The sequence below is a fragment of the Bacillus sp. 1A genome, assembly GCF_052682215.1.
The window spans coordinates 3,426,715-3,452,166 of the sequence record NZ_JBQYLZ010000001.1; the positions used below are offsets into that span (position 1 = coordinate 3,426,715).

Here is a 25,452-nt window from a genome sequence, read left to right on the forward strand (position 1 = left end):
ACAAGTTCGATAGAAAAGGCTGTGATTGATGTATTCCACGATCTCTTCGTGGAGAAGCAATGGCATGGCTTTTTAGATCTTTGGGTAATCTTAGGTTGATGGCGGTACCCCATCAACCTAAGAAAACAGGTCACCCCCAAAATGATAAATAGGCTTTTTTCACAATAAAACCTAAAAATTTCGTTTTGGGGGTGTTATAAAACTTTATCTTGATGGAAATGGGGCGGTACCCTGGTTTTAAGTTAAAAAAATCCCTGGAAATAAACCTTTTATAAATATGATTATTTTATTTCGAGGGGCTCCTTATAAATCTTAGCTATATATTTTACGAAATCAATGACGGGATAGTGTATGAGTGAACGGTGCTGTGTAAAACGGATCCCTTCTTTTTCCATTTTCGAAATGAGTTGTTCAATTTCCAACTCTTTTTGTTGTATCCTATTATAATTTTGATATACAATGTTTTTCCATTGATAGGAAGAACCGTGAAAAAAATTCTCTCCTTTTACCCTGTGACTAAATATAATTTCTATTTTTTCTCTACGTTGTTTTTCCTTCATATGCGCTTCCGTTGACTGCATGTTTATCGCCTCGTCCCTTTTTGTTGTATACTGTTTCAAACTCATCATAGCCAATGTGCATTAAGCTTGTTGGGAATTGTCGTTTAAGGCTATCTCATCAACTGTATTTTTTTCAAGCGCTTAATCTAATATATTGGATTATAATCTTACGTCTAAATAAGTTGATAGTGTATATAAAACACTATCAATCTTTATTATAAAACGATTCTTTATAGGCATGCACCTTTTTACACTCACCAAAATGTACAACATGACGAGTATCTTTATCCATGAATGTTATTCTGTATTTACTGAGGTTAGTTTTTTATTTTGACTAACTAACATATTGTTTGCCTCAATATCTATTTTATAAAAAAGAAAATAGATGTAACGGTCCCTCTTTTGATAAAAAAATCCTATGAAAATATAGCACTCTTAAAGAGTTTTGTTACAAGTTTGTTATGTTTGATTTAAAAAAAGGAAAGTAATATTTATTTGTAGAAAATTTTAAAAGATAAAAATAAGCTGAATATCCATGGTAAGAAAAGGGGGCACTTATATGCTAACAAATGATTTAGATTTCCGATTAGAACCACGTTTAAAAGAACTGTATGAACAACATAAAATAAGAGCGCAAAAGATAGACTGGGGTTATCATGAGTTTTTACCATGGGATAAGGGAATGGACTTTAAAAGAGTTCCTTGGGATGAAAGTCAAGTTACTCTCCCTTCTGGTGTAATTACGGCCATTGAAACAGCTTTATTAACAGAAGTGAATTTACCATGGTTTACAACGTATTTATCTGCGACTTTTAAAGGTTCCCTTTCTGTTATTACAGACTTTATTCATACTTGGACCTCAGAAGAGGATCAACATTCGAATTTATTAGAGACATATTTACTACTCACTCGAAGTGTAAACCCTAAACGTATACATGAATTAAGAAAATCAGTCGTTGAGTGTGGATTTGAGCCTGATTTTCATACACCAATCGAAGCCATGACGTATACGACGCTACAAGAACTTGCAACAATGGTGTTTTACAATAATGTAGCTAAAGTGGCAAGTAAGCATGATCCAGATCTTGCTACATTATTACGCCGTCTTGCAAAAGATGAAACACTTCATTATGCGTTTTATCGAGATGTTATTCGAACACATTTAGAATTGGAACCAAATTATTGCTACCATATTGCCAATGTGATTAGGAATTTTAAAATGCCAGGTGCCGTCATGCCTGATTTTGAAAATAGAATGGCTGTGATTGCAAAAGAAGCAAACTATGGGCCACTACAATATTTTGATCAAGTACTTGATGTAGTGGTTGAGTATTGGGGGTTAAAAGACTTACGACCAATTGCCCCTCTAGCAGAAAAAGCAAGAATTGAGATTTTGGAGTATCATATAAGATTGAAAAAAATACGGGATCGATTTGGTCGTTTTCAAGGAAAAACTGATCTACGTTAATGAGTAGAGATTTCAGAATATACGCGTGGGAATTCCCTTTTCTTTTATTTGAAATCTAGAACGCTCTCTATTATTTTGCGGCTGTTTTCCTTAATTTAACTTCCGAATAAAAAGTGATTGACACCAAAAATAAACTCATGATATTATTAAATATTTGATAAAAAATAACGTATGTGTTAAGCTTGAGAAGGTTACCACATATGGAGGTGGGTTATATGTTTCAAATTGGCGATAACATTGTTTATCCAATGCACGGAGCAGGTATAATTGAAGCCATAGAAGAAAAAGAGTTCTCAGGGAAAAAGCAACTTTATTATGTCATAAAAATGTCCCTTAGTAATATGCAAATCATGATTCCTAAGGGCAAAATATTGAGTTCGAATATACGCCCAGTTATTGATATACTTACATTAACGCGCATTATACACATTTTTCAGCATGGAGAATCAGGCGAATTAATGCCTTGGAAACAAAGGTATAAAGTAAACACAGATAAAATAAAAACGGGTGAAATACAAGAAGGTGCTGAAGTTATACGTGATTTAATCCGTATAAAGAAGGAAAAAGCACTGAATACAAGCGAAAAAAAATTGTTGGATGATGCATATAAATTTTTGGTCAGTGAGCTAGAATTAATTAAAGGAATCACTGAAAAACAAATGAAAAGTTTCTGTTGAGATTTATTATAAATACTGTATGACATCCCTCGGGAATATCCTGAATTTTCTGGGTATATGATGATTATTAAAAGGAAAGTATTTCAAAGATATTCAATTTCTTCAACTCACTTTTAGAGTAGATACCTCTTTTGTTATTACTTCAATCTAATCCATTTTTATTTTTAAATTTCTTTTACGAACGTTTGAAGTTTCATCAAATAACTCGATTAAATAGTCACTTGATTTTTACAATCCTGATTCACACTGGCACGGACAAGGAGCCGTAAGGATGAAAGAGAGGTAGGGCTTTCATTGTTTTAGGTAATATACTATCTAAGTCATTATTTCTAGAAGAAAAAACAATCAATCTCACCACTATCTTTAAGAGTGCCTTATATCTACTGAGACGGTGAATAGTAATTGTTTATCTTCTTTACGTAAAATTGATAAACGAACTGGTAACACCATATGGTCAACTACAAAAAATTGGTTTCCAGACCAGGAAACCAATTTTAATTTTATTTACATACCAATAGTAAATTAAGCAGTAAGAAGGAGTAAACACATGAAAAAAATGTTAACAAAAGAATTAAGTAATGAATTAAAGAAGCGAGAAGGGATCATCTCTATTACAGTTGAGTCTTATGAAAAAATCGAAGTTGGTGGAATTCGTGTAGATGGACCAGCTATTATTCTAATTAATCAAGAATAGGTAAAAATAGTTGCATACAAGGAGAAAAGGATCGGCCTTTAAGAGAAGGGGGATCCTTTTTGCTTGTTGCAGCTAATATGGGATATACATAACTTTTATCTGATGTGTTGGGATTAAAAGGAAGGAGAGGATCGGGATTATCATGGTGGAGAGCTTAATATTGGTAGGATTTCTTTTTACGTTATATAAATTAGTTGATAAAAAACAAACTAATTATTTAAAACGATAGATTGTTTCCTTTTTAAGGGCTAGATTTATTTGAGAGTGAAATGGATTATTTAAAGGAGGAATTTAGATGGATGCAAGGAAAGAACGCATAAAATACGAGAAGATGTCAAAGAATTATGATCGTATTTATTTAGTTTCGTTTATCCTATTAATTGTACTTGTTTGTAGTAGTGTGATTATCATAGGAGCTACAGGGGGAAAATATGGAGTGTTTTTATTGTTAGCAATTTTACTTAACGCACGTATTACGAAAGAATCTCAAAAAAAGTATGAGTACTATTCTAATAAAGGGCGCATTTAAAATGATACATATCCTGAAATGAACAACCTAGATGTACATTCAAAATATCCCTATATCATCACCTATTAACTAGTAAAAGTAACTTTATATAAATAATTTTTTAGCAATGTAGAAATAGAAACTGTATCTTATTAAAATGTTATTTCCGTTCATATAATGAATTATCCTTCTAGCATATTTATAAGATTTACATCATATATTAGGAGAAAGAATGCGAGTTAGAAAGGAGTCTTATAGAATGAGTTATTTGGAGGGAAATGACTTTAGTAAACAAAATATGGTAAGTGTGCCTAATCCCTATGTATATCAGACATTACAATCAGTAATTGGTAAACATGTGGTTATTGAAACTGTAAGAGGAAATATAAGAGGTAAATTAAAGGATGTGAAACCCGATCATTTGCTCATTGAAGATACGGTGCCATATATTGTACGCATTCAACAAATTGTATGGATTATGCCAAAACAATAATCAAATTACATGTAATTTGATTTATAACTGATTAGCGTCATAGAACATCAAATAAAAACACAGGGTTTTATCTCTGTGTTTCTTCAAATTTTCGTTTTTGGATATATGCTTGAGCATGGATAATTTCTTTCTGAAGTTCTTTTAATTCTTTCGTAGATCCAGATTCAATCCTCATGTACGTAGTAACTAGACTAATCATCATATCCATTTTCTCTACTATATTTTGAATGACCTGTTCAGATTGCTCTTTTTTAGGGTGTTGTATTGCTATTAAAGCATTTTCTATATAATTGTTCTTTCGTTGCTGGATATCATAAATAAACTGTTTTGTGTTTGAGTTCATTTGTTATTCCTCCGTTTTGGATATACTTCTATTCTATCATATTTGAATGGAAAATATTAGATTACCTAAATTCACACCTGTCTCGTACATCTCCTCAAATATACAACCTAATCTCTTAACGTACAGGGAACTAATCGAAATGTGTCAATTTTGTGTCTAAACGTATAATTTTTTGACATAGTGCCCCCTTGATGCAAGATGTAGCTGCAGCACCGTTCTATCAAATGGACCGTTTTTACTTGTAACTATTCATCCATAGCTTACTTAAATGACGTGTATTATAAGAAAAAGGGTTGCTGCGGTAACCCTTTTTCTTATGGCATTGATTTCAACAATATAAAAATTCGGTTTCTTAGCGTACAAAACTCATGTTTTGTTCTTGCGATCCCGAGGTGAAATGGGAGGGAATGTTTTTGGGCAGAATATTTTTAAAGTTATTTTTTAAATCAATCCTATTTGTTTTCTTATGCGGTATTGTTGTTTTTTCTATATTTCAGATTATTTTTGTCTGGAGTGTTTCGACAGGATTAGGGAGAGATGATATAGTCGGATTTTCTGATAATAAGTATGTAATTGGTCGTCCGCCTGTTAGCTATAATTTATATAAAAAAGATAGTGGGGAAACTATATTAGATAATGTTATTGGTTATAAAAAAGGAAAAACTAAAAGCTATATTCGGAATGAAATTGAATTTGTAGTGATAAATGAGACAAAGGGTAGTTATGAATTGTATAAAATAGAAAAGGCTTCAGAAAAGGATATAGAACGGCTGAAAGAAATGAAGAAATTAGAATAAAAGAGACTATCTGAAAGGTAAAAATGTACACTTGTTATTGTTAGATATAAAAAATGGCTTAGACTGATAACGGAGTTTTATTTTATGAAAAGAGTCATTATTAAAATAAAGTATTAGGGGGGCAGTCCCATCGCCATCAAGCTAATATTTTGAAGCACCACCAAAACAAAAATTTTATCTCTCGACAGTTATATATGAGAATTAAGCTCATTTTTTCGTTTTGGGGTGAATCTGTTTTCTTAAGTTGATGGGCATGCGGCTGTACCCCATATTAGAAAAAACGATATTTTGATGCAAAGTTATCGTGCAAGCAAGAGCATTACATTTCTATAGCCAATTCTTTTTTTGATATAATAGATGTGACGCAGGAAATAGATAGAAAGAGACTGCTAGTAATTTATACTTAAAATGTAGGGAGATTGAACAGAGTTATGGGGAATGAAAAAGAAATTAGTTCCGCTAAATTAATATGGAAGATGACGCGCCCGCATACATTGACGGCGACGTTTTCTCCTGTAATTTTAGGAACAGTAGCATCGCTTTATGTTGCCGAAATTCATTGGCTTTTATTTATTGCGATGATGGTTGCATGTTTAGCATTGCAAATAGCAACGAACTTATTTAACGAGTATTATGATTTCAAACGTGGATTAGATACCGCTGATTCTGTTGGCATCGGTGGTGGAATTGTCCGTCATGGATTGAAACCAAAAAATGTTTTAACAGTTGCGCTTTTATTGTATGTGGTAGCAGCATTTATTGGCATTTATATTTGTATGAATAGCAGCTGGTGGTTAGTCGTTATTGGTTTAATTGGAATGGCGGTTGGCTATTTATATACAGGTGGTCCATTACCAATTGCGTACACTCCGTTTGGAGAATTAGTTTCTGGATTGTTAATGGGGACATGTTTTGTACTCATCGCTTTCTTTATTCAAACGAATACGATAACGATTGAAAGTGTATTGATTTCTATTCCAATTGGAATTTTAGTCGGTGCAATCAACATGTCGAATAACATCCGAGATATCGAAGAAGATATTAAAGGTGGAAGAAAGACATTAGTAATCCTACTTGGGAGAGAAAAAGCAATAGTAACACTAGCTGTAGCCTTTTTCATTGCTTATTTATGGATCGCTGTGATTGTATTGATGGGTTATATAAGCCCTTGGGCATTAGTTATGTTCCTAGGTTTGAGAAAGCCAATTTCTGCCATTCAAAGCTTCCAAAAAGGAGCAAAGGATCCCGGATATATGCGCATCGCAATGAAATCAACAGCGATGACAAATACGATTTTTGGCTTCTTATTATCAGCGGGGTTATTAATCAGTTACTTGTTTTAAATAAAAAATATTGTTAAATAACTTAACCCCAATTTCTCAATTTTAATATGGAGAGATTGGGGTTTTATTTTGAGTTTTTTAACGTTATAAACTATTCTCATTTGAAATGCAAATACCAATAAATTGCAACTTCATCATTTTCAATATCCAAACCTTTATAAACAAGAAAATCAAACCCACCAATTACAAATCCACATTTTTCATAAAATTTACATGCTGCGACATTATTATTTTGCGTTTCAAGCATAATACCTGGCATATTACCTTCTTTTGCCCATTGCTTTGCTTGGGCAACTAATCTTTTACCAACTCCGAGTGTACGATATTTTTTATCCACCGTTATATCTTCTATGTAAGCATAGTGATTCCAATTCTTTTTCAATACTATGAATCCAATGATTTGGTTATGTAACAGTGCGATGTAAATTACTTGATTAGGCTTATTAATATATTCATTGTACGCCAGTTCTTCATTATCATTTTGTAAATAACTTTTTTCATAACTCGGAACGTCTTCTACTGTATATTCTATGCGTCTATTTACTTTTGAAAGAGAAAGAATTAACCGAGCATTCACTATAAAACTGTCATCAATTTCCGGGAGATTGTCTAAATCATTTGTTTCTAACTCTCTAATTAAAAGGTTCATCGTGATACCTCCAAATAATAGTATTTCTTCTGGTTTTTTATGTGATTCAAATTCATTCCAATTACAAAATTATAATAGCATTTCAATAGTAAGGCTATCTCTGCATTTTATCTTTATACCGTCATGCTATTATCTTGATATAACTATGTCGTATGTAGTAGTGACGGAAATAGTGAAAGATTTCTAATTGGTTAACATATAAAATGAACTATTTCTTCCTAACAATAAAATAAATCGTGGAGAAGATAAAAGATGCAAAGAACAATATTAATTGTAGAAGATGAAGATATTTTACGTGAAATTATGAAGGATTACTTATTAAACGAAGGATATAACGTCTTAGAGGCGATTGATGGGAAAGAAGCGTTATCTATATTTGAAGAGCATGAGGTGCATTTAATTATTTTAGATATTATGTTACCAGAATTAGATGGCTGGACAGTCTGTCGGCGAATTCGGAAGAAATCTAATGTAACTATTATTATGCTAACGGCTCGGGTGGATGAGGATGATCGTACTGTTAATAGTCATATTCGTAATTTGCGTCATAAATTAGGACAAAAAGCAGCGTGTATTGTAACTGTTGTACGAGCTGGTTATAAATTTGAGGGACAAGTATGAAAAAAGGAATTGTATTAAAGTTATTTATATTAACAACAACATTATGCACACTTATTTTAGTAACTATTTTTATTGGACAAACTATATTTTTTAAGCAATACTATGCAAATCGAAAAGTGAATGATATTAAAACAAATATTCAATCCTTTGAAAAAGCATATGTAAAAGCTGGAGATGATGCGACAGCAATTCAAGAATTGGAACAAAATTTCTATCAAGAGAATGCGACATGGATTACAACGTTAGATCGTGCAGGTAATATAAAATATGCAAATGATTTTTCTATAGAAATTCAATTAGACCTTAACGAAAATAAGAGTTTTTCTGAACGTTCCATTCACATACCGTTGTATAGTTTTATCAATTTAGAAGATATACAAAGGATGAAATATAGTTTAGAAACAGGGAGTCATATTATTATCGATGGAGTACAGAAGGGGGATATAGTAGTCCCTGCGATGTTAACAATAAAAGAGAAGAATGTTGGGCTAGAGAACAAGCAACTGTCAGAAAGATTGTATGGGCCAAAAGCTGTATCTTCAAAAGAAATTTCACAATTATATTTAGCAGGAATCATTCAAAACGTGCAATTACCGGAGGGGACTGTAGGAACGAATTTTATATATGGAAATCGTGTGCTTATAGATAGAATAAAACAATTTCAGGTTGATTTATTATTGGATCAAAAATTTAATGATGTTACTTCTATAGAAATAAGGGATTACGAAGAAAATGATATTAAATATAAACTATTAATCAAGCCGACAAAAGACGCAGAGGGTAAGATAAACTATATATTTGCTATGACATCATTGCAACCAGTGGATGAAGCGGTACAAATGATAAAGGATTATTATGTATATTTAATTATCTTTGTATTGATTTTAATTGTTTTGATATCGTTCTATTACTCAAAAAAAATCGCCAAGCCATTATTACAAATAAATGATACTACAAAAAAAATCGCGGGTTTAGATTTCTCTGAGACGATACCTATTACGACAAAGGATGAAATAGGTGATTTATCACAAAATATTAATACACTTTCTAAAGCTTTGCATTCGTATATTCATCAATTGCAGCAAGATATAGAAAAAGAAAAGCAATTAGAAAATACACGTAAAGAATTTATCGCTGGTGTTTCACATGAGTTAAAAACGCCTTTAAGTATTATGAAGAGCTGTATTTCAATTTTGGAGGATGGGGTTGCTAGTAATAAAAAGGAGTATTACTTTAAAGCAATGTCAAAAGAAGTAGATAAAATGGATATGCTCATTATTGATATGCTCGAGTTAGCGAAATTCGAATCTGGTACATATAAAATGGAAAGGGATGTTTTCCATATTGATGAGATGATCGATTACATATGTGAGCAATTAACCTCGGATATAACAGCTAAGCAATTACATGTTCATAAACAAATTTCTAAAATTGAAGTTGTTGCAAACCAGCATCGCATAGAACAAGTTATAACGAACTTTATTACGAATGCGATTCGTTACACACCAGAACAGGAGAATATTATTATTTCTACAATAGAAGAGAATGAACGTGTAAAAGTATGTGTAGAAAATAAAGGGGCTCATATTGCACCCGAACATTTAGAGAAAATATGGGATCGTTTTTATAGAGGGGATACGTCTCGTCAACGCTCCAAAGGTGGAACAGGATTGGGCCTTGCTATTTCAAAAAATATATTAGAGCTGCATGGCGCGGAATATGGTGTTTTGAATACAGAAGATGGAGTATTATTTTTCTTTTATCATTTTTAAACGAAATCGACATTATCTGCATTTTATCTTTATCCATCTCTATTAATCTATTTATTGTAAACACCGGTTGAAACTGAAAGATTCAACTTTATAAATAATGAATATGAAAATTAATAGGGAAAGGATCGAAAAATAATGAAAGAATCACAAAGTAAGAAAAAAACAAGTCGATTAACTAAGGTAATAATATCTCTAGGAGTTGTTTTAGCAACGACCTTTTTCACATTCTTTTTAATAGGGGAATGGAACTCTATCCCAGCGAAGGGAGTAGCTAATGAAAGTAGTAAACAAGTTAATACGCAACAACAAGAAAAGAAAAAGGAAACACCACCGGCAAAACAGAAAAGACCTGATGGAAAGCCAGTAGGAAAAGTTGTGTATTTAACATTTGATGATGGTCCTAGCGAATTAACTGGGAAATTTTTGGATGTACTAAAAGAGCAAAATGTTGCTTCAACATTTTTTATGCAAGGTAGTAATTTACAAAATACAGGTTTTCAGGAAAACGTAAAACGAGCAGTAAAAGAAGGACATTATATTGGTGCACATAGTATGACACATAATAGTGATAAGCTATACAAAAAGGGACAATTTGTACCGGAGATGAAAGAAACGTTAGCTCTTATCCATAATATTACGGGTACAACTCCTAAACTAGTCCGTCCGCCATATGGATCTGCACCAGGATTAAAGGGTGAGGAAATTCGTAATCAAATTGTAGAAGCAGCAATAAAAGTTTGGGATTGGACAATAGACTCAAATGATTGGAAATTAAAAGATAATCCAACTCAGATTATCGAAAATGTAAAGAAACAGACAACAGAAGAAGTAGAAGTTGTTTTAATGCATGAAAAGGCGCAAACATTACAAGCTCTTCCTGAAATTATTAAATTTTATAAAGAGCAAGGGTATGAATTTGGGGTATATAATGATGAGGATCATTTTCGTCTAAACTTCCAGAAAGATCAACGTCTATAGTATAAACATAGTTATTTTAAAAAGGTGTTTTTATTACTAAATCAATAATTAAGCAAAAAGTCGATTTCCTATACGATAAAGAAATCGGCTTTTTCTTTATAAACTTTTACTTCGTGTATGAATCCCGCGTTTTAGGATGAATAGATTGAACTTATTTTAAAACGGCATTTGAGGGCTTGTATTATTTTTTCTAAACTTATTAGTTAAGATTATTCGACAATCCTATTAATAATAATTAAAGTATAAAATATACACATCTTAGGGAGGGCATATATGTGAAGAAGTGGTTGAAAATTGTTCTGTACTCTTTATTAGGTATTTTAATTATGGGAAGTATTACGTTTTTTGTTTGGTCTCAGTTTACTTATAAACCAACGAAAGAGGCTTTGTCGTTAGTGGATGATAAAAAAGATGAAGATAATATCGTTTTTGGAGAGAAAGATGCTAAAATAGGGGTTATTTTTTATCAAGGAGCTAAAGTAGAAGCTGAGGCTTATAGTTACTTAGGAGAAGCTCTCGCAAAAGATGGGCACTTTGTAGTAATGCCTAAGTTACCATTAAATTTAGCGATATTTGGAATCAATGTTGTAGACAGTGTAATGGAACAGTATCCTGAAGTTCAAAAATGGTATGTTGCGGGGCATTCAATGGGGGGAGCTATGATTTCTAAGTATGCCTTTCAACATGAAGACAAGGTAGACGGGATCATTTTCTTAGGTTCGTATCCTGCAGATGACTTCTCTACGAAATTGATTCCGATGTTATCAATTTATGGGGAAGTAGATGCTTTAGCAACTGTAGACAAAATAGAGAACAATAAAAAGTTCATGTCAAAGAATACAACTATGCACATGATAAAAGGCGGAAACCATGCTCATTTTGGCATGTATGGTGAGCAAGAAGGTGATAATGCAAGCTTAATTACGTCAAAAGCACAGCAAGATGAAACAGTGAAAGTAATTGAAGAATGGTTATTAAAACAGTGATAACGAATGTAATAAATTGACCGAAATAATATAAAAAGGACTCTTATAGATTAAGAGTCCTTTTTAAGTTTTATGCTTATCTAGAGTTTGAATGTATTAAGATTGAAAATATAGATGATAATACAAAAGTTTATTAAAATTGTAAAGTTTTCTTATTTATCCAGCGAAATGGAGATTATATATTTTGAAATTGGAAAGGCTTTTATCCATCATTATTCTCCTGCTGAACCGTCGTATGGTGCAGACTAAGGGATTGATGGACCGTTTTGAGGTATCTATGGGATATTGACGCAATCAATGCAGCTGCCATTCCAATTGTCATCTATCAAGGAATAAATGGTGGCATTGGTTTGCCAGAAGGTTATCGTCTGGATCGAAATGTCCTAACAAATGATGAGCTGGCTGCTATCGTTACCGCTCTCCGTATAATGTAAGTAAATAGTTTTTTTGCGATACTTTAATAGTGAAGTATCGTTTTTCCTTGTATAACTAAAGCCCAGCTATGGATTCTAATGTAATGTTGAAAAATGATCCCAAGTAATGATTTGTCTGTTGCGTAACTATGATGAATTTAAATCTAAAAAGTATGCTAATAAAATAGCAAAAATTTTTTAAATAAAGTAAAAAACAATAGAGCTTAGATTTGCAATGATAAATGTTTTTCATTAGATAATTACTTTACCAATAATCGAGATGTTTGCGGATACATTTATTTTTGGGATACATAATTATATTTAGAGAATACCCAGTTACATTATTTGAATTTTTAATAAGAAGGGATGAGAAGGAATGAACTCACAGAGACAAGGCTATGGAGGCTGGTGGCAAGGCGGACACGGTGGTTGGCCGGGTGGACACGGTGGTTGGCAAGGTGGACACGGTGGTTGGCAAGGCGGACACGGTGGTTGGCCGGGCGGACACGGTGGTTGGCAAGGCGGACACAGTGGTTGGCAAGGTGGACACGGTGGTTGGCAAGGTGGACACGGTGGTTGGCAAGGCGGACACGGTGGTTGGCAAGGTGGACACGGTGGTTGGCAAGGTGGACATGGTGGTTGGCCGGGTGGACACGGTGGTTGGCAAAGTGGACATGGATATTAAAAAGATACTATAAAATCATTTTTTTATGCAAAGTTTGTATATTTTCATTTGTATAGTAAGTATATAGTGAAAACAGCAAAAAAATCCTGTGAAGTAAGGATTCTATCCGTAAAATTAAAGCAGTGGAAATGTCAAAAGAACAAAAGACACCGCTTTTTATTATTCAAGGAGAAAGAGACTATCAAGTTCAATCGAAAATCGAAATCTCTCTTTGGAAAGAACAATTAAAAGAACGAGATAACATTGATTATCGACTATATCCAAAGTTAAATCCCTTATTTACAGAAGGTTATGGAGAAATAAGTAAACCGGATGAATATTATAATTCTGCTAATATCCCTGAGTATGTTATAAAGGATATTGCTGCTAGGGTGTAAGGGAGAACGAAATAAAATTAGCAACCATATGTTTTAATAACGACTTTCTTTCTGTAATCAAAATAGAAACATTTTTATTAGATTATATATTTTTAAAAAGCACTCTTTGAAAAGGAGTGTTTTTTTTCTTTTGATTTAATTAACGAAAAAAGTATCTTGTACTCCTTTTGTAACTTTTCTAAATAGAATTTTTCTATAAAATAAGGGGCTTTCCTTTCAAACAAATCGTTATTTGTAACACTTTTATCAAAGCAAAGTTCTCGTGACATCGCTTTGATATTCAAAAACACTAATAACCTATTGTATAAAATTTTTCGAAATTTTAGGTTTAACATCTTTAAAATAGGTGTATTACATATTACATAACAACTAAATAAAAAAATCTAAAGGAGGAAAGATACTATGCATAAGAATGAAAGAAAACCGGTGGTTCATGAATATCAAAATGAACAGGAAGTAGTTATGAAAGTAAAAGAGCTAGAATTGCAAGGGGTTCGCCAAGATGACATTTATCCCGCATTAACTGCCCGTAAAAGCCCGATTGGTTCAACTAATAATCAGTGGGGGATGAACAAAACCCCCACTGATTAAAGTTTCACTTTATGTCTTAGCGCATGAAAAACATATAACAAAAAGGATTGCGGATGATACAAACATAAATACGATTGGAGTAAAAGAACAAGGATTGGGCACAAGTATTATCAATTTTTTCTCCAAAAAAGGGGACGAACTCCGAAATCAAATGGAAGAAATGGGGTTGTAGAAGGAGGAAGCTAATTTATATGAAGAAAAATTAGATCAAGGGAGAATTTTACTTCTAGTAACAGCTGAAACACCAACGGCGAGTGATAGGCAGCCGCAAAACTATCATTCTCTCTAATAGATTGCAACATCTGATAAATAGGTAAGGTAATTATTTTAGGTTGTAGCATGGAAGAAAATAAAAGTAGAGAAGGATGAGGAAAATGAAACATACAATATTTAAATATGCTGTGATTGGGATTACGACCGGAGTCATGGTCTCCCTATTAAAAAAAGAAAATCGGAAAGCTATACAAACAAAAGGAAAAAGCGTAAAAGACAAACTACAAGAAGGAAACATAAAGGAAACATTGGAGAAGGTAACTGAGACAAGTAAACAATTCTCTGTAACTGCAGCTAATGTTGCAAAACAAACATTACCACAACTGCTTACAGCCACACCAGTTGTTATTTCTACCATTAAAGATTTAACAGAAAACGAAAATAACAAAAAGAAAAAAGATGAAAAGGATTACGAAATAAATGAAAATAGTAAGGACATAGACGGGGAAAAAACGAAAAATGAAAAGAAATATATGAAAGAAGGGAAAGAAGAGAGTGCCTAGATTTAATTCTAAAAAGAGAAAGTGAGGAAAAAAGTATGAAATCTCTGTATGCAATTGATGTCGGAATTGGCTTTACCAAACGGGCATATCGACAGGATGTAGATTCTGAGGTGACGATTAAGAGTGAAGCTTCCACACTAGCCCCTGTACCTAATCATGCTGAAAGTGAAGATTTAACAAAGGTAAGTTTTATAGACTTAGAATTTGCATACTACATGGGAAATGAAGCACATCAATCTGACGCTTCATTTCTTCCTCCATTTGACGAAGAAATAGAAAGTTATTATGAAAGCGAACAGTTTAAACAACAAATATTTGGTTGCATTGCAAAGGATTATAAAGAAAATGTCATGTTACCTTTAGTTGTTACCGGGCTTCCCGTCACTTGTTTTGGTAGTCAGCATGAGCGATTACAAAATGTATTAAAAAAAGAAACTTCCGTGCAAATTGATGGGAAATTTATTAATATTACGGTGGAAAATGCTTTGATTCTTCAGCAACCGGTCGCTTTACACGCCTATTTCTTAAAAGAGGGAATCATTCAGGAACGAGATCGTATCTTAATTATTGATGGTGGATTTCGTACATTAGAAATGACAGATATGAAACAGAATGTCATTTTAAATCATTATGAGAAGGAACTAGGATGTAGCAAGCCTTTGAAAAATATTAAGAATATCCTGCAGAATCATGCAGGGGAAAGTGATGACTTGCATATTAACGACATGCCAAAAATATTAGAAAAAGGATATGGAGATCGAGAAGAAAATCATGAGACAAGTCAGGTTGATACTTTGATTCAAAAAGAGTTGGATACACACTTCCAAGACGTTATGCGTGTATTACAAGAACAATTTAAGTTAGACCAGTATGACACTATTATTTGGACAGGAGGAATAGTAGACATCCACAAAAAACGAATTGAAAAAATGCAAGGTGAAATTTCTTCTTTCTGTATGGTAGACGCTTCGAAAGAGGCAGCACTTCATGGATACTATATTATTGGAAGTCAAGTATTTGACGACATCACCAATCAATCTGCATATGAATCCAAATTATAATAACGACCGAAATGGAGTTCGTTTAATAGACGTGCCAAATTATGTGGCTTCTTTTCCACACATAAATAAGAAAAGATAAAAAGTGCTTGTATAGAGGAAATGTTTAAAATTTAGAATGAAAATAACTAATATATAGGAGGTCTTCCTTGTAACAGAAGAAGACCTCCTATGTAATTTCGAGGATCTAAAAACTTTTCCTCCAAGACATGAATACCTACATATAAATTTCATATTACGGATATTATTCGATGAAACATAAAACTATTCAGAAAGGAAGAATAATATGGACTGCATAAAAATGCCGAAATGGGATTGGTATCATGTGAAAACTAGTGAACTTGAAAAACTTTCTTCTATAATCCCTCGTGATGTAACATCTTATTTCTCTCAATTTGTAAAAAAAAATAAGTTCTCCTTGTGAAAATGGATTATATGTTTATACGTTATCACCAAGTCAAACTTGTGTATATGGTTCGTTTTTATATGATCAAGATAAAAAGGACGCCAAAATTCAAAAATTTCTTCATTATTTCGTAGCTCATGGAATACTGATAACGGTCCAGGAAAAAGAGGAAGAGGATTTCCAAAAATTAATACATAATTTCCCTATGGGTATAAAAAAATGTAATAGTTCCGCTGAAGGATTATGTGCTATCTTATCAATATTTATATCTCACTATTTGCGGGAGGTTGACTATTTTGAAAACAATTTCAGAAATGTATTATGGGATTTTTATCATCATAATAACATAGCAGTTTTAGAAAGAATTTATCATATTCGTCATGAATTATTTATGAACACACATGTGTTTCGCTTAATACAAGAAGTGTTACAAGGCTTGGAGGAAGCTTGGTTAGAAAACCTAACAAACACCCTTTGTTATAAACAAACACACGTAAAATTAGAGCGTGGATTACAACTTGTTAAAGAATACCAAGAAGAATTAGACACGATGATTCATTTACAAGAAGTTGTTTCTTCTCATCGTGGGAATGAAATTATGAAAGCTCTTACTGTATTAACTGCTGTGAGTACGCCTTTGACGGCCTTAGGGGCATTGTGGGGTATGAATTTTAAATACATGCCTGAACTAGAATGGAAATATAGCTATTTAATAGCTCTCTTATTTATTATTTTCACAACGGGAGGTATGTATATGTATATGCGATTCAAAGGATGGACAGGTGATTTATTACGAGTAAAGAAAAAGAAATCTTTTTTTAAATCTAATTAATCCTGTTTATAAAAAATATGATAAATATTAACCTAGATATATGGTTAGTAGTGATGTGATGGGTCCCTATATAACGAAGAAAGAATGTAAATAATATAAATCCCCCAATATATAATATATTGGGGGGTAAAACATTTTATAAAATTAAGTTTTAATAAATATTTTTTCAAAACACGATCTTTCTTCTTGATTAAGTGTTTTTTATTAATAGCCAGAGTCTTCTGAAGTAAGATTATCAAGCATTTTATAATCATACTTTTGTAATGGTTTTTCAGCAGGCCCCTCAAGTACTTCTCCTGTATACGAGAATCGCGAACCGTGGCACGGACAATCCCAAGAACGTTCTCCATTGTTCCATTCAACTTCACATCCAATGTGGGTACAAGTTGTATCTACAATATGAAGTTTACCTTCTGCATCCTTATAAGCTCCTTTTCTATGTCCATCAATATCAACGACAGCTCCTTCATCGTTAGATAAATCACGAATACATTTTTGAGGAATCTCTAACTTTCCTTTAATTAAGTGACCAACAACATTGGCATTTTCGACTAAGAAGTTCTTTAAACTTGGATTCATATGGAAACGGGAGGGAGTATATAATTCCCGAAATTTGTTCTTTTCTTTTAATATGATATCTCGGAATAAAAGAGCAGCTGCAGTTCCATTAGTCATACCCCATTTTCTGTATCCAGTAGCAATTAATATGTTTTTTTGATCAGATGTGATTTCACCGATATAAGGAATTTTGTCTAGTGTAATTAAATCTTGGGCTGACCAACGATATGCAATTTTTTTAAGTCCAAAAACTTGTTGGCCGAATATTTCCAAGGCCTCATAATGTTTTAGTGTTTCTCCGCCCTGTCCTGTTTTATGACTTTCTCCAGAGATAAGAATGAATTCTTCTCCATTAATTGTTGTAGAACGGAGGGAGCGGGTTGGTTCATCTACACTAATATACATACCACCTGGATAATCTGTTTTTGTCTTAGCGGCAATTATATAGGATCGGTCTGCATGCATTCTTGTAGAGTAAAGCCCTGCGCCTTCATAAAAAGGGAAATGAGAACAAGAAAGAATATACTTTCCTGTAATTTGAGCTCCTCCACGGGTAAGAACTGCAGGTTGTTCGCCTGTTTTTATATTTACTGCTGTGGTATTTTCAAAGATGTATCCACCTTTTTCTGTAATTATATTTGAAAGATGAGCTAAATACTTAAGGGGATGGAATTGTGCTTGATTTCTCATAACAAGTGCATTATGTATTTTTAAGTTAATAGGAAGTTTGTTTACAAGTTCGCCTTCAATACGAAGCTCTTTATAAGCTGCTGCTTCTGTTTCTAACTTAAATGCATATTCTTCTGTTGTGGCATACAGATAAGCATCTTGTTGAGTGAGATCGCAATCAATGTGATGTTTATTAATTGTAGCTTGAATGAATTTTAAAGCATCGATGTTTGCTTCATAATACAATCTTGCGGTAGTTTTTCCAGTATATCTGATAAGCTCGTCATAAATCATGTCGTGTTGAGCCGTAATTTTAGCTGTCGTATGTCCAGTCGTTCCATTTAATAACTTGTCTGCCTCTATAACAGCGACTTTTAGGCCTTCATTTACTAAAAGATAGGCAGAAGTAATGCCAGTAATTCCTCCTCCTACAATAATAACATCAACCTGCATGTCACTCTCTAAGGAAGGGTATTCTGGTAAATGAATACTGCTCGTCCAATAAGATTTGGCGTTATGAGGTAATATTCCACTGTAATTCTCATTATTCGTCACTATAAATCCTCCATCCAATGTTTTATAGTTTTATTATTTCCACTTATTGAAGAGGTAAACTTTGAGCTTAAAAAATAGCAAATTGTGGCCGTGTCGTATGTTCAATTAAGACGTAATTTTATTTGAACATTGTTTTTGCTTTTAAATAAAGTTTATTCAAATTGATACTAATAACTTTGATAAATAATCATAGAAAAGAGCGTGTTTTGACAAAAAGGTTAATCAAAATACGCTCTTAATATTTTCAGTTGGTTGATTCTTTTATAAAAAAATTTAATCATTTCCTATCTACATTGCTATACTATTGGACTCTTTTCTTTAATAAGTCTAATAGCCAACGTGGGGAATTCAAATGCTCATAAAGAATACTTAGCTAACTGTTCACCCCAAGATGATAATTCAGTTTCAATAAATCCTGCTTTTTTATATAAAAATTTAGCTGTAAGGTTTTCAGGAGCATATCCAATCATTATTACAGAAATGTTTGCGTTATTATTTCTTCTTATCTCATCAATAACTAGATGTATAGCTTGTTTACCTATACCTTTCCCTTGAAATTTTTTATCAATCATAAGTCTATAAATCCAATAATTATTATCATCAGAATCTATCCCAAACATAGTAAACCCTATCATTTTTTCATCAAGATAAATACCTTTTGCATAGAAATTATCTAGAAATTGAACTTCTGCGATAGAATAAAGGTTGGATGCAATCAATGTTTGTTGTTCTTCTTTAACAGATAATCTAATTGCTTCTTCCCAATTACTTTTGTCAATTGGCTGTAAATAAATTTTTTTCAATCTGATACCCTCCTTCTAATATTGAAGGGAAACCACGTAGTTTATGGGCTATTGGAATGTTATCCCCTTATTTTTTCGCCCAATCAAATAGAAATAATGTCTCATCAACAACACCTCCTTAAAGGTATAGTTAAAAACACGTTATTATACTCAATATAATTATATTCTTTCCTCTGTATTTTTTTAAAGACCTTATTATCCATATCCAATTTCACTGTTAACTTAATAACGGGTATTCAATTAAATGATTCTTTAACGGAATAGTTTATTGTCATTCAACGGTTCCTTAATTGCTCTTTCACTACCAGAAGATGTTCTTTCCATTATAAATATGCCCTTTATAGCATCAAAAGGAGGAATAAGGTGCAATCATAATTCTAAATAACTGTTAATATAGCGATATTTGATAGATTTTGACACATTTAAAATGTTTAAGGTTTCTTCAAAAAAGTGCTCTTTTTTAACTTTTAAACCTTATCTCAAGCTTAAAATTGTTTTGAATTATGAAAAATGTCTCTTTAATAGCAACATGTTTTTATATTAGTTAATTGCGTTTGATATACTGCTTTGGCTCAGTGCAACGGATAATGGGTTCAATTAAAGGGTATTATCAAAAAGAATACTATAAAACAAAACATTTTAAGAAATGGATAAGGGGTGAATAAGTGGTGGAAAACATGATAAATGAGAATAACTTTGTTTTACAAAGGCAACCTTCTCAAAAAACGGTTGGTCAATATTTATTCGATTGTTTAAAATTGGAGGGCATTACCGAGATTTTTGGTATTGCAGGGGACTATAATTTTACACTTCTTGATACTTTAGAGTGTTATAAAGGTATCCGTTTTATAGAAGGGCGGAACGAACTAAACGCGGGCTATTCTGCAGATGGCTATGCAAGAATTAAAGGGATGTCCGCTCTTATTACAACTTTTGGAGTTGGAGAACTCAGCGCTTGTAATGCTATAGCTGGGGCTAATAGTGAGCATGTACCAATCATTCATATAGTGGGTGCGCCTCCCGAAAATGATCAAAAAGAGCATAAGCTGATGCATCACACTTTAATGGATGGGAATTTTGATGTTTTTCGCAACATGTATGAGCAAATTACTGCATACAGCGCGGTGCTTACACCTGAGAACGCTAAAATTGAAATTCCAGCCGCAATTCAAATTGCTAAAGAAAAGAAAAAGCCTGTATATCTTGTTGTGGCCGATGATTTAGTGACCAAGCCGATTAAAAATCGTGTAGAGCCAACACCCCAACGCCCAACATCTAATTTGAAAACTCTTCATGCTGCGGTCAATCATGTCCATAAGCTACTAGATCGTGCACATCGACCAGTTATACTGGTGGATGTAAAAACCATGCGTTTCGGTCTTCGAGCGGCAGTTCAACAACTGGCAGACACCATGAATGTTCCTGTTGCAACGATGATGTACGGAAAGGGAGGATTCGACGAAACCCATCCAAATTATGTGGGAATGTACTTAGGATCTTTTGGAGATTCTGAAGTTCAAAGTAAGGTAGAAAATGCAGATTGTATCATCGCAATTGGTATGGTATTGGCGGATACTAATACCGCAAGTTTTACCGCAAAACTAAACCAGCTGATAACCGTCAATATTCAACCAGATATGGTTAAAATTGCTGAGGCAGAGTATCCGAATGTTCTTGCAACTGACATGTTACTTGCAATACAGAATGTGGGTTATAAGGGACAAGGGTTGGTAGAAAAAATGTCATTCCCTTACGACCAATTAAATACTAGCACCGATGCCCCTCTAATAGCGGCGAACTATTATCCACGTTTTCAGCAGATGCTGAAAGAGGAAGACATTGTAGTTGTCGAGACCGGTACATTCTATTACGGAATGGCAGAGGTAAGACTACCGAGCGATGTAATATATATTGGGCAAGGTGGTTGGCAGTCCATCGGTTACGCAACCCCCTCGGCGTTCGGTGCTATTATGGCTGTGCCTGAACGCCGAGTGTTTCTGTTTACAGGGGATGGAGCCTTACAACTGACAGCTCAAGAAATCAGCACCATGCTTTATTATGAATGCAAGCCTATAATTTTTGTCTTAAACAATGATGGTTATACGATTGAAAAATATTTGAATGTAAAAACAAAAAATCAAAAGTACAACAAAATTCCTCAATGGTCTTATACTAAGCTAGCGGAAGTTTTTGGAGGCGATGCGCTTACAGCTACAGTCCGTACCTACGGAGAGCTTGATCAGGCAATAAACCAAGCTGAAATAGAAAGTACGGAAAAACTCTGTATTATTGAAATGATTGTAAAAGATCCAATGGATGCATCTAGATATATGAAAAAGTTGCGCAATTATATGGAGAAGCAGGAAATGCAGCGTACTCAGCAATAGTCTTGAATAGACCAGGAAGATAAGTCTAATTTTTTTAGAGGAATTCTGAAAAATTCACAGAAAAATTGTTAGGTGTATTTTAAGATATAAAGTTGATGAATGTTCGATATATTAGGAAGAAGCGTGTTTTGAAGAAGATAATCATAACACGCTTTTTTTATATTCAATTGCCATCCCTTATTTGATACTAATAGCACAGTCCAAATCATATTCTTATAATAGAAAGGGGTGTAAAGTTAATTGATAAAAGTAAAAGTTCGTTTACAACCCATTGTAAGTAAGATAAATCTACCCACTGTTTTAAGAACAGCTATACTTCCAGGTGAATCAATTGAAAGATTATTTATTGCAACCCAAATAGGAGAAATCTTTTACATAGGAGACGGAGAAATAAGAACTTTTTTAGATATTCGTTCTCGAATCATAAAATTAGGGAAGTCTGAACAAGGTGGATATGATGAAAGAGGGTTGCTAGGACTAGCGTTTCATCCACAATTTTATTATAACGGTTTGTTTTATCTTCATTATTCATTAGCTGGAACACAAGGACCGGGCGCTCTTGCTGAACCTTTTAAGCCTAATCCATGTGACCCAAAAACGTTAAATTTAAGATGGATAAACAGGGAAACTCAATATGATCATATTGATACTGTAGAAGAATGGATTTTACAACCGAATGGTCAACCTCAAAAAAGACGTACATTACTTAATATAAGAAGGCCATTTCTTAATCATAATGGGGTTAATAGCCTAAGTTTTTCACCTGAAACTGGGGCACTTGTTTTAACAACTGGAGATGGTGGATCAGGCTATGATCCATTTAATTTAAGTCAGGATGATATGGAGATAGCCGGTAAAATAATTGAAATTGATGTAGCTAAGAATACACTTATCAATAATCCTCCTGTAGTCACACGTTTTGATGAACTTCCCTCATCTATTCAGGAAACTCTTACGGTAATTGCTAAAGGCGTTCGTAATATCACAGGTATTTCATTTCAAAGGTTTTATAATCAGTATATTAAATATGTGGGAAATGTTGGGCAAGATTTGGTGGAATCAATTTTTTCATTTGTTCATTATAGACCTATACCAGTCACTCAACTTGTTCAAGCTTCTTTAATGATGAGATCTACTTCTGATCAAGACGGATTTATTAACTTTGGTTGGCGTGGATGGGAAGGGGATTTTCCTACTTCTTTTATAAGACGCTGTTCTTCAACTCCCACTTTAGATGAAAAAATAATAGCTTATTATAATGAAACAGTTAAAACGTCAATGAAGCGGCTTCAACCATCCATTAGTTATTTTCATAAAGGTTCAGGACCTGATAAGTTTGATGGAACTGCACTTACAGGTGTCCAACCATATATGGGGAATGGAATTCCGAATTTAACAGGAAGTATTGTGTTTACCGATCTTACTCGAAAGGAAGAATCTAACTCCCCAGTTAGAGGGGGTTTAGCCTATACTCGTCCTAGTATAGATGGTAAATTAAATGATTTTAGTGTTATTGAAACCGATTATAATTTTGGATCTCAATCAGCTTATTATGTTAACTTGGGAACAAATCTGAATCAAACTAGATTATATTTAGGGGTTTATGAATCTACAAATGTGACTGATTTGAACAAAGGTACTATTTTTGAAATTGTTCTATAAGACATTACCATAAAAATTCAAACGGTAGGGCATGTTATATCTTTATGAAAATAAAGAGAGGGCATTTCAAAATAAATATAATTGCGAATTTAGAAAAAGGGTATTCAGCAATATCTTGCAAAATTTATGTTCATGAATTTATAGTAATACCAATTGAAATAGCTGCTATTTTAAAATATTTTCAGAGGAGCAATCGTTCTCGCAATTTTATTATAAAGGCAATACCGCATAAAACACGCGGGAATGAATAGTATAGAAAGTGACTGTTTGGATATTTTTGGGTGGTGATTTTAATCGAATGGTTTGTCCGTTATTGGTATCAATCGATGAGAAGGATAGATGGAGACCATATTCACTTGAAACAGATCCCTTTTGCAGCCAACTTGGTTATTACAGCCTTGCTGAGTACGCTTGCTGCCATGTTTCAATCAGCAGGAGGCTTGATGCCGGGTATAGGTTACTTAATTAGTTTTTTAGCGACATTACCAATTTTTTTAGTTACGTCCCTTTCTATTCGTCAAGGAATTCTTTCTTATATCCTTACAATTCTCCTTTTATTTATCATTCAGCCGAGTGAATTAATTATTTTTCCATTTACAACAGGTTTATTAGGTATAGCTATAGGTGTGTCTTTTTTTCAATTGAATAAGAGAATTTTGGTTGTTTCTTTTTCATCAATATGTCTACTGGCGGGGATCATGGTGATACTGTATGTATTCCGTTTCCCAGTACTGGGCCCTACTGTTAATACAATTATAGATGCAAAGGTTATTGCAATAATATTTATATTAAGTTTTTTTTACTCCTGGCTATTCGTTGAACTTTGTAGAATATTTTTGAATAGATTGTATCGTTTTTTATAAATGCTGACTAAATTCCATTGAACGAATAAGTGTTGTAATATTAGAGGTTTTAAAAGGAGGGGCAAGATGAAGCTAGCTTTTAGTACAAATGCATTTACAACATACACATTACCCGAAGCTATTTCAGAAATTGGAAAGTTGGGGTATAAAGGGGTTGAAATTTTAGCAGATGTTCCTCATGCTTTCCCACCTGTACATACTGCTGCTTGGGTAACTGATGTACAACAAAAACTAGAAAAATATGGCCTCGAGGTCTCAAATATAAACGGAAATACAGCAACTGGATTTTTTCCATATTCTACTGGAGAACCTACATTTGAGCCTTCATTATGTAATGCAAGAGAAGCGGTGAGGAATCAGAGAATTAAATATACAAAACAATTAATAGATTTAGCTGTAATAGTAAATGCCAAAAACATCAGTATTACAAGTGGAAAGTGTCTTTCAGGGAACCCACCAGATCAAGCAATTAATCATCTTATAAATTCGCTAATAGAGATTATGGACTATGCTGAACGACGTGAAATCAACGTAGGGATTGAGTACGAACCTGGCCTTTTAATAGAAAATGGAAAAGAATTGAATGAATTAATTCAATTAGTGGGATCAAATAGGCTGGGCGCAAATCTTGATCTCGGGCATGCAGATGTAATAAGAGAGGATATTCCCACTTTATTATCAAGTTTAAAGTCTAGGATATGGAACATCCACCTAGAGGATATAGCAGATCACAAACACTATCATCTTATACCTGGTCATGGGAATATTGATTTTAATCAATTATTTAATTATGTAAAGCAAATTAAATATAAGGGATTTATTACAGTAGAATTATATACCTATTGCAATGATCCAGTACTGGCAGCAAAGGAATCTATAGAATTCCTTACACCATATTTTAAGAATAGCCTTTTATGAGGGGAGATAA

At 33.2% G+C, this 25,452-nt stretch carries 23 protein-coding genes and 5 pseudogenes; 22 read left to right on the top strand and 6 right to left on the bottom strand.

Annotation, left to right across the window (positions count from 1 at the left end):
• Positions 1-281: 281 nt before the first annotated feature.
• Positions 282-581, bottom strand: a complete 300-nt coding sequence (locus ACUN0F_RS17450) for a hypothetical protein (protein ID WP_001191994.1) — start codon at positions 579-581, stop codon at positions 282-284.
• 538 nt (positions 582-1,119) lie between these two features.
• Between ACUN0F_RS17450 and ACUN0F_RS17455 the strand changes: the two genes are divergently transcribed.
• The 5 genes from ACUN0F_RS17455 to ACUN0F_RS17475 all read left to right on the top strand — a co-directional run bounded on the left by ACUN0F_RS17455 (position 1,120) and on the right by ACUN0F_RS17475 (position 4,400).
• A complete protein-coding gene (locus ACUN0F_RS17455; RefSeq protein ID WP_000957101.1) occupies positions 1,120-2,028 on the top strand; it encodes an acyl-ACP desaturase in 909 nt (302 codons plus the stop codon).
• A gap of 215 nt (positions 2,029-2,243) precedes the next feature.
• On the top strand, positions 2,244-2,705 hold the full coding sequence (locus ACUN0F_RS17460) for a CarD family transcriptional regulator (protein WP_000486302.1): 462 nt from the start codon (positions 2,244-2,246) through the stop codon (positions 2,703-2,705).
• Between the two features lie 547 nt (positions 2,706-3,252).
• Complete coding sequence (locus tag ACUN0F_RS17465) at positions 3,253-3,399, top strand: BC1881 family protein (RefSeq protein ID WP_000738548.1); 147 nt, start codon at positions 3,253-3,255, stop codon at positions 3,397-3,399.
• Positions 3,400-3,694: 295 nt separating this feature from the next.
• On the top strand, positions 3,695-3,928 hold the full coding sequence (locus tag ACUN0F_RS17470) for a hypothetical protein (RefSeq protein WP_000340034.1): 234 nt from the start codon (positions 3,695-3,697) through the stop codon (positions 3,926-3,928).
• A gap of 238 nt (positions 3,929-4,166) precedes the next feature.
• A complete protein-coding gene (locus ACUN0F_RS17475) occupies positions 4,167-4,400 on the top strand; it encodes a YuzF family protein (protein ID WP_000120818.1) in 234 nt (77 codons plus the stop codon).
• A 67-nt stretch (positions 4,401-4,467) separates the two neighbouring features.
• On the opposite strand, the gene ACUN0F_RS17480 is transcribed toward ACUN0F_RS17475, so the two are convergent.
• On the bottom strand, positions 4,468-4,743 hold the full coding sequence (locus tag ACUN0F_RS17480) for a hypothetical protein (RefSeq protein ID WP_001087713.1): 276 nt from the start codon (positions 4,741-4,743) through the stop codon (positions 4,468-4,470).
• Positions 4,744-5,156: 413 nt separating this feature from the next.
• On the opposite strand from ACUN0F_RS17480, the gene ACUN0F_RS17485 reads away from it, so the two are divergent.
• Together ACUN0F_RS17485 and menA are read left to right on the top strand one after the other, a co-directional pair.
• The gene (locus tag ACUN0F_RS17485; protein WP_000532580.1) at positions 5,157-5,540 is read left to right on the top strand and encodes a hypothetical protein; all 384 of its coding nucleotides are present in this window, start codon (positions 5,157-5,159) and stop codon (positions 5,538-5,540) included.
• Between the two features lie 431 nt (positions 5,541-5,971).
• On the top strand, positions 5,972-6,883 hold the full coding sequence (menA, locus tag ACUN0F_RS17490; protein WP_264461138.1) for a 1,4-dihydroxy-2-naphthoate polyprenyltransferase: 912 nt from the start codon (positions 5,972-5,974) through the stop codon (positions 6,881-6,883).
• Positions 6,884-6,980: 97 nt separating this feature from the next.
• Here menA and satA read toward each other — a convergent pair whose 3' ends face one another.
• Positions 6,981-7,532: a streptothricin N-acetyltransferase SatA gene (gene satA, locus ACUN0F_RS17495; protein ID WP_445539813.1), complete on the bottom strand. Its 552-nt coding sequence runs from the start codon at positions 7,530-7,532 to the stop codon at positions 6,981-6,983.
• A 252-nt stretch (positions 7,533-7,784) separates the two neighbouring features.
• Between satA and ACUN0F_RS17500 the strand changes: the two genes are divergently transcribed.
• The 7 genes and pseudogenes from ACUN0F_RS17500 to ACUN0F_RS17530 all read left to right on the top strand — a co-directional run.
• Positions 7,785-8,153: a response regulator gene (locus tag ACUN0F_RS17500; protein WP_046954898.1), complete on the top strand. Its 369-nt coding sequence runs from the start codon at positions 7,785-7,787 to the stop codon at positions 8,151-8,153.
• Positions 8,150-9,925, top strand: coding sequence for a sensor histidine kinase (locus tag ACUN0F_RS17505; RefSeq protein ID WP_445539814.1), 1,776 nt, complete (start codon positions 8,150-8,152; stop codon positions 9,923-9,925). Before ACUN0F_RS17500 ends, ACUN0F_RS17505 begins: the two co-directional genes overlap by 4 nt.
• A gap of 135 nt (positions 9,926-10,060) precedes the next feature.
• A complete protein-coding gene (locus tag ACUN0F_RS17510; protein WP_000665170.1) occupies positions 10,061-10,903 on the top strand; it encodes a polysaccharide deacetylase family protein in 843 nt (280 codons plus the stop codon).
• Between the two features lie 275 nt (positions 10,904-11,178).
• Positions 11,179-11,889 (top strand): alpha/beta hydrolase, encoded by a 711-nt coding sequence (locus tag ACUN0F_RS17515; protein ID WP_445539815.1) that lies wholly within the window; start codon positions 11,179-11,181, stop codon positions 11,887-11,889.
• Positions 11,890-12,073: 184 nt separating this feature from the next.
• Positions 12,074-12,314: pseudogene (locus ACUN0F_RS17520) on the top strand (transcriptional regulator); the annotation flags it as partial.
• Positions 12,315-12,678: 364 nt separating this feature from the next.
• A complete protein-coding gene (locus tag ACUN0F_RS17525) occupies positions 12,679-12,987 on the top strand; it encodes a hypothetical protein (protein WP_445539816.1) in 309 nt (102 codons plus the stop codon).
• 98 nt (positions 12,988-13,085) lie between these two features.
• Positions 13,086-13,364, top strand: a pseudogene (locus ACUN0F_RS17530) (hypothetical protein); the annotation flags it as partial.
• Between the two features lie 135 nt (positions 13,365-13,499).
• On the opposite strand, the pseudogene ACUN0F_RS17535 reads toward ACUN0F_RS17530, so the two are convergent.
• Positions 13,500-13,654, bottom strand: a pseudogene (locus tag ACUN0F_RS17535) (acyl dehydratase).
• A gap of 112 nt (positions 13,655-13,766) precedes the next feature.
• Between ACUN0F_RS17535 and ACUN0F_RS17540 the strand changes: the two are divergent.
• From ACUN0F_RS17540 to ACUN0F_RS17555, 4 genes and pseudogenes are all read left to right on the top strand, one after another.
• Positions 13,767-14,244: pseudogene (locus tag ACUN0F_RS17540) on the top strand (general stress protein).
• Between the two features lie 85 nt (positions 14,245-14,329).
• Entirely contained in the window at positions 14,330-14,731 is a 402-nt protein-coding gene (locus tag ACUN0F_RS17545) for a peptidase U61 (protein WP_327963847.1), read from the top strand.
• Positions 14,732-14,766: 35 nt separating this feature from the next.
• Positions 14,767-15,792, top strand: coding sequence for a ParM/StbA family protein (locus tag ACUN0F_RS17550; RefSeq protein WP_445539817.1), 1,026 nt, complete (start codon positions 14,767-14,769; stop codon positions 15,790-15,792).
• Positions 15,793-16,075: 283 nt separating this feature from the next.
• Positions 16,076-17,027, top strand: a pseudogene (locus ACUN0F_RS17555) (magnesium transporter CorA family protein).
• A 204-nt stretch (positions 17,028-17,231) separates the two neighbouring features.
• Here the strand turns inward: ACUN0F_RS17555 and ACUN0F_RS17560 are convergent.
• Together ACUN0F_RS17560 and ACUN0F_RS17565 are read right to left on the bottom strand one after the other, a co-directional pair.
• A complete protein-coding gene (locus ACUN0F_RS17560; protein ID WP_445539818.1) occupies positions 17,232-18,809 on the bottom strand; it encodes an FAD-dependent oxidoreductase in 1,578 nt (525 codons plus the stop codon).
• 356 nt (positions 18,810-19,165) lie between these two features.
• The gene (locus tag ACUN0F_RS17565) at positions 19,166-19,612 is read right to left on the bottom strand and encodes a GNAT family N-acetyltransferase (protein WP_445539819.1); all 447 of its coding nucleotides are present in this window, start codon (positions 19,610-19,612) and stop codon (positions 19,166-19,168) included.
• A gap of 668 nt (positions 19,613-20,280) precedes the next feature.
• Here ACUN0F_RS17565 and ACUN0F_RS17570 point away from each other — a divergent pair.
• The 4 genes from ACUN0F_RS17570 (at position 20,281) to ACUN0F_RS17585 (ending at position 25,442) form a co-directional block, all read left to right on the top strand.
• Positions 20,281-21,999: an alpha-keto acid decarboxylase family protein gene (locus ACUN0F_RS17570; RefSeq protein WP_445539820.1), complete on the top strand. Its 1,719-nt coding sequence runs from the start codon at positions 20,281-20,283 to the stop codon at positions 21,997-21,999.
• A gap of 240 nt (positions 22,000-22,239) precedes the next feature.
• Positions 22,240-23,661 carry a PQQ-dependent sugar dehydrogenase gene (locus tag ACUN0F_RS17575; protein ID WP_264462243.1) on the top strand — a complete coding sequence of 474 codons (1,422 nt, stop codon included), beginning with the start codon at positions 22,240-22,242 and terminating at the stop codon, positions 23,659-23,661.
• A 326-nt stretch (positions 23,662-23,987) separates the two neighbouring features.
• Entirely contained in the window at positions 23,988-24,524 is a 537-nt protein-coding gene (locus tag ACUN0F_RS17580) for a hypothetical protein (protein ID WP_264462251.1), read from the top strand.
• A gap of 66 nt (positions 24,525-24,590) precedes the next feature.
• Positions 24,591-25,442, top strand: a complete 852-nt coding sequence (locus ACUN0F_RS17585) for a sugar phosphate isomerase/epimerase family protein (protein WP_264462242.1) — start codon at positions 24,591-24,593, stop codon at positions 25,440-25,442.
• Positions 25,443-25,452: the final 10 nt, after the last annotated feature.

What these genes read in the sequence shown, in the direction of transcription:
- ACUN0F_RS17450 (WP_001191994.1), bottom strand. Translation starts at nt 581, where the DNA reads ATGCAGTCAACGGAAGCGCATATGAAGGAAAAACAACGTAGAGAAAAA.
- ACUN0F_RS17455 (WP_000957101.1), top strand. Translation starts at nt 1,120, where the DNA reads ATGCTAACAAATGATTTAGATTTCCGATTAGAACCACGTTTAAAAGAA.
- ACUN0F_RS17460 (WP_000486302.1), top strand. Translation starts at nt 2,244, where the DNA reads ATGTTTCAAATTGGCGATAACATTGTTTATCCAATGCACGGAGCAGGT.
- ACUN0F_RS17465 (WP_000738548.1), top strand. Translation starts at nt 3,253, where the DNA reads ATGAAAAAAATGTTAACAAAAGAATTAAGTAATGAATTAAAGAAGCGA.
- ACUN0F_RS17470 (WP_000340034.1), top strand. Translation starts at nt 3,695, where the DNA reads ATGGATGCAAGGAAAGAACGCATAAAATACGAGAAGATGTCAAAGAAT.
- ACUN0F_RS17475 (WP_000120818.1), top strand. Translation starts at nt 4,167, where the DNA reads ATGAGTTATTTGGAGGGAAATGACTTTAGTAAACAAAATATGGTAAGT.
- ACUN0F_RS17480 (WP_001087713.1), bottom strand. Translation starts at nt 4,743, where the DNA reads ATGAACTCAAACACAAAACAGTTTATTTATGATATCCAGCAACGAAAG.
- menA (WP_264461138.1), top strand. Translation starts at nt 5,972, where the DNA reads ATGGGGAATGAAAAAGAAATTAGTTCCGCTAAATTAATATGGAAGATG.
- satA (WP_445539813.1), bottom strand. Translation starts at nt 7,532, where the DNA reads ATGAACCTTTTAATTAGAGAGTTAGAAACAAATGATTTAGACAATCTC.
- ACUN0F_RS17500 (WP_046954898.1), top strand. Translation starts at nt 7,785, where the DNA reads ATGCAAAGAACAATATTAATTGTAGAAGATGAAGATATTTTACGTGAA.
- ACUN0F_RS17505 (WP_445539814.1), top strand. Translation starts at nt 8,150, where the DNA reads ATGAAAAAAGGAATTGTATTAAAGTTATTTATATTAACAACAACATTA.
- ACUN0F_RS17510 (WP_000665170.1), top strand. Translation starts at nt 10,061, where the DNA reads ATGAAAGAATCACAAAGTAAGAAAAAAACAAGTCGATTAACTAAGGTA.
- ACUN0F_RS17525 (WP_445539816.1), top strand. Translation starts at nt 12,679, where the DNA reads ATGAACTCACAGAGACAAGGCTATGGAGGCTGGTGGCAAGGCGGACAC.
- ACUN0F_RS17545 (WP_327963847.1), top strand. Translation starts at nt 14,330, where the DNA reads ATGAAACATACAATATTTAAATATGCTGTGATTGGGATTACGACCGGA.
- ACUN0F_RS17550 (WP_445539817.1), top strand. Translation starts at nt 14,767, where the DNA reads ATGAAATCTCTGTATGCAATTGATGTCGGAATTGGCTTTACCAAACGG.
- ACUN0F_RS17580 (WP_264462251.1), top strand. Translation starts at nt 23,988, where the DNA reads ATGAGAAGGATAGATGGAGACCATATTCACTTGAAACAGATCCCTTTT.
- ACUN0F_RS17585 (WP_264462242.1), top strand. Translation starts at nt 24,591, where the DNA reads ATGAAGCTAGCTTTTAGTACAAATGCATTTACAACATACACATTACCC.